Here is a 4,126-nt window from a genome sequence, read left to right as displayed (position 1 = left end):
GACCGGATCAACGCCATCAACCTGCATTTCATCACTGCGTTTCTGGCCGTGCATCTGCGAAATGACGACAGCAAGGCCGCCTATCTGAATGTGGCCGTTGAAGATTCGGACGACGGGCAATGGAATGCGCCGACCGGAACAACATGGGGCGCATATAGCCCGGGCGGCGAAGGCGTGACATTATGGAAGGGCTTCCAACGCCGCCATGCACGAGGGATGATGTTGCAGCATCAGGCAGCGGCGAAGTAACGAGCGTCGCTCCGTCGGGCGTCAAAGGGCCAGACTTTTTAACGGCGCGCCAGCTGTGTGGAAAGCACCGCCGCTTCATAGGAAGCCCCCAAAAGCCGCAGAATTGCGTCAAAGGTCACACTAAGGTCTCACCTAAACGCATTCCGCACTCTTGCGCGCGCAATAAAATTTCCTACAGGATCGCGGCGGGAGAGACGCGCGTAGGAGGGGCGTTATGGGATGCCGCATTTGGCTGTCAAGGAACGATGGAACATTATAGGAACAGGGGGTGATTGTCAAGTTGGGTGGTGGTTGATCGGACGGTGACGCGACGCCGGGGCGGTGCAGTGGACGGGCCACCGGAAAGGGCAATCACCAGAAGTAGACGTTGAGGACACGACAAGATTGCGGACATTGGCGTCGCTTTCGCTGGCACCTGAAAGCAGCCATTCGTTTAACTTCGGATTGATATACCGAATTAAAATTGAATATTCGGTGGACCTTGCTATCTAGGTCGTATGGGTACGATAGCATACAAATTCGAGAAAACTGGCCTATGGCAACGCGCATTAGAGAAAACAGATAATGACGCCGATGAGGTTGCCAAAGAGAAATTAAGAGTAACATATCGGCAATTTTGGTCAAACGCAGTGCATCTGGCAGCGCAGATACAAAAAGATGTACCCGGTTTGACACTCCATGATGAAAAACACTTTGAGGCGCTTTGGGCAAGAGCGGATCAGATTGCGGGATCAGATTTAGACTTAACACCACTTGAGGTGTTTGTATTTGGCGGCGCGATCCTCATCCATGATGCTGCGAATACAGTTGCGGCATTTCCAGGCGGCATTGACCAAATCAGAGAGTCCGATGCTTGGAAAGATGCGGAAGCTGAGCTTCTAGAACGAAACTATGCCGATGACCCACTAGCCACGCTTACCGAAGCTGAGGAAAAAGTCGTACTTTTCGATGCATTGCGAAACGTCCATGCTCAACGTGCAGAAACATTGTGTGATTTGTCGGTCTCGACCAATGGCAATACGTTTTTTCTTTTGTCGGACGATGGCTTGCGCGCCCATCTTGGGCGCATAATTGGTCTGATCGGGGCAAGCCACCACTGGGATGTCAGTAAGCTCACAGCTCGCTTGCAAAATGTAATCGGTGCCCCCAGCGGGTTTCCTGAAACTTGGTCAATTCGTCCAGTTCTGCTGGCTTGTCTGTTGCGTTGTGCTGATGCTGCCCAGGTAGAACAGGCACGAACGCCTGACTTTCTTTATGGCCTGCTAAAATTGCAGGGGGTTTCCGAACTTCATTGGCGGGCACAGAATAGGATCGCCGCTCCAGTAATTGACGGCTCCGATCCCAGAGCGCTCGTATATTCATCCACAATTCCCTTCGTCATTCAAGATGCTGACGCTTGGTGGATTGCGTTTGATGCGCTCCAAGTCGCAAACCGAGAGCTTCAGACTGTAGATGCCTTGTTGCGCGACTTGCGGTTGCCTGCGTTTAGGATCAACCGGATCGCAAACGCGGAAGCGCCTGATCGCTTGGCGACAAACTTGGTTGCAGAGGGCTGGCATCCGGTCTCGGCAGAAGTCCGCATTACCAAGGTCGATAATGTTGTGGACATGTTCGGTGGAGAGCAACTTTACGGTAAAGATTTGCATGTCCCGCTCCGGGAATTGATCCAGAATGCCGCAGACGCAGTCCTTCAGCGCAAAGCTCTTGAACCGTTAACTTCTACCTACGTCGGCAACATTATTGTTCGCAGTGAAGCTGGGCGTTGCGATGAGATAGAGGGTCATTGGCTCCATGTAGAAGATGACGGCCTTGGAATGTCGGAAGCCGTCTTAACTGGACCGCTCATCGATTTTGGTAACAGCTACATGTCGTCTGGGATTGTAAAATCGGAACGACCAGGACTTGTTGCGAAACGACAACGTCGTATAGGGCAATTTGGCATCGGGTTTTTCTCGGTGTTCATGCTTGCAGACAATGTGAATGTCATATCGAGGCCGTTTGACAAAGCGGTTGACGACACCCGATCTCTGCAATTTCGACGAGGTGTTGGGACGCGTCCGCTGCTGTTGGCGGCTCGACCAGATGACTTCGGCGCATCGCTGTCTACAAGGGTTTCAGTTTTTATTACTGGCGAGAAATGGAACGATTTTCTACAACTCAAGTCCCACTCGCTATCCAAAAACGACCAGCCTGTGAGCCTGGCCGAGTTGGTCAGTTCGATCTGCCCAATGCTAAATGCTGATGTTTCTGTCGATGCAGATGGTCAGCGTCACAAAGTGCATTCGCGTGATTGGCACACTCAGGACAGGAAATCTTGGCTAGAAGACATCTTGTTGCCGGATCGGCGCGGTAGCACGCAGGTATCAGATGCGATCTCCATGCTTCATCCAATAATGACGTTCGTAAATCCCGAATTCCCCGATCAAGGTCTGGCTGCAATCTCGGTGTTTGGAGGGTGTGGGGTCAGAACCGTTGGCACATTAGCGACACGGGGCGCGTTCAATGCCTACAGCGATGATTTCATTGGTGCCATTGACTATGAACCGGATGGACCGCGCCGTGCATTTAGCAGGGCTACATCAGCCGATCATTTAGCAATGTGGGCAACTGGGCAGGCAAGCAAACTAGCTTCGCTTGAATTAACCCCCGGACAAAAATACTCTGCCTCATGTCGTGTTGCTCGATTTGGCGGCAATGCCTCATCGCTGATATGCATGAACGTCAAGCGTGAGCCGAAGAGCCTCGCTGAGATTTTTGAGTTGCTACTTTCTGGCGAAGAGCTTTTTGCGACGTTAAAGCGCTCGGGCCTCCGGAAAGGAGGCTTTGAGCTCGGATTTGTGAGAGAGCATCATTCTGGTTTTGTGGACAATTACCGGAAGGATGAACTTGAGTTTTTGGTGAACGCGCTGGAACCCCTTGGAGGTAACAGTGATGATGAAATCGTTGCGGTCCCCGTTGATAGTGATCCGGCACCCTTTGGTTTTTGCGCTATGCTCAATAATTATGCCGCTGACCATGGGTATAAAATTAATGGCCAGATTCTAGATGGCTTGGAGTTTGCGCGCTACATTGGCAAGCCGTCAGAACGAGACGGTTTGGTGACTGGCAAGATTATAACCTCCACAGGCTTAAAACTACGCCTGTTGAATCGTTAAGTCGTTCCTAAGTCTGTCTGTTTACTGCCGCTCTCATTCAAAACCAGCCAGTCCCCTTGCCAACCACATTCCGGCGATACAGACAACAATGTTCCGAAGTCGGTAATTGTCGTTCGCTTATCTACTAAACGAAGGGCCACCTCCCCACAACCTTCAACCCAAACCTACCCCGCCAAACTCCCCGCGGCTTGCTCCCAAAAGTGCAGCAGGCCCTTACTGAAACTCAACGGCACATAGGCGTCGCAGGCATCGTCACTAACGACGTGCAGGCGGACGTTGACATGGTCGATGATTGTCGCTGCGCTGCATCCGGCGGTGAAAGTTGGGCTTTCGGCGTCGAATACGCCGCCTTCCATTAGGAGCGTGCGCCAGCCTTTGCCCGACAGGCGGATGCGGACGATGCCGCCGCCTATGGCTGTTACCGCGCCGTCATCGGATAATATGGCGGACAGCGGCGAAGCATCGCCCTCGACCAGCCAGACCGTGGGTTCAAAACGGATCAGGCGGAGCGCATCGCTGCCGCCCGAACGGCCCATATGGGGCAAGGCAAAGCCGCATGTTGCCTTGAATCGCTTGGCGACAGAAGCTGCGTTGCTCCAGATTTCAAACACATGCAGCGGGGCGGCGGGCAGGGTGGAGATTGTTAGTTCAGTCACGGTAACGCTCCCCTGCGGCATCATAGAAATGCGGGGCCACAACGCGCACCCGCGCCTGTTGCCCGC

The 4,126-nt window shown here is 53.0% G+C and carries 2 protein-coding genes and 1 pseudogene; 2 read left to right on the top strand and 1 reads right to left on the bottom strand.

What is annotated here, in order from left to right:
• Both HEQ34_RS13895 and HEQ34_RS13890 read left to right on the top strand, forming a co-directional pair.
• Positions 1-249, top strand: a pseudogene (locus HEQ34_RS13895) (dienelactone hydrolase); the annotation flags it as partial.
• Positions 250-746: 497 nt separating this feature from the next.
• Positions 747-3,404, top strand: a complete 2,658-nt coding sequence (locus HEQ34_RS13890) for an ATP-binding protein (protein WP_296201486.1) — start codon at positions 747-749, stop codon at positions 3,402-3,404.
• A gap of 164 nt (positions 3,405-3,568) precedes the next feature.
• Here HEQ34_RS13890 and HEQ34_RS13885 read toward each other — a convergent pair whose 3' ends face one another.
• Entirely contained in the window at positions 3,569-4,060 is a 492-nt protein-coding gene (locus HEQ34_RS13885) for a hypothetical protein (RefSeq protein WP_296201484.1), read from the bottom strand.
• Positions 4,061-4,126: the final 66 nt, after the last annotated feature.

The organism is Sphingorhabdus sp., assembly GCF_023910635.1.
GTDB lineage: Bacteria > Pseudomonadota > Alphaproteobacteria > Sphingomonadales > Sphingomonadaceae > Sphingorhabdus_B.
This window is presented reverse-complemented; position numbering and strand designations above follow the sequence as displayed.

What these genes read in the sequence shown, in the direction of transcription:
- HEQ34_RS13890 (WP_296201486.1), top strand. Translation starts at nt 747, where the DNA reads ATGGGTACGATAGCATACAAATTCGAGAAAACTGGCCTATGGCAACGC.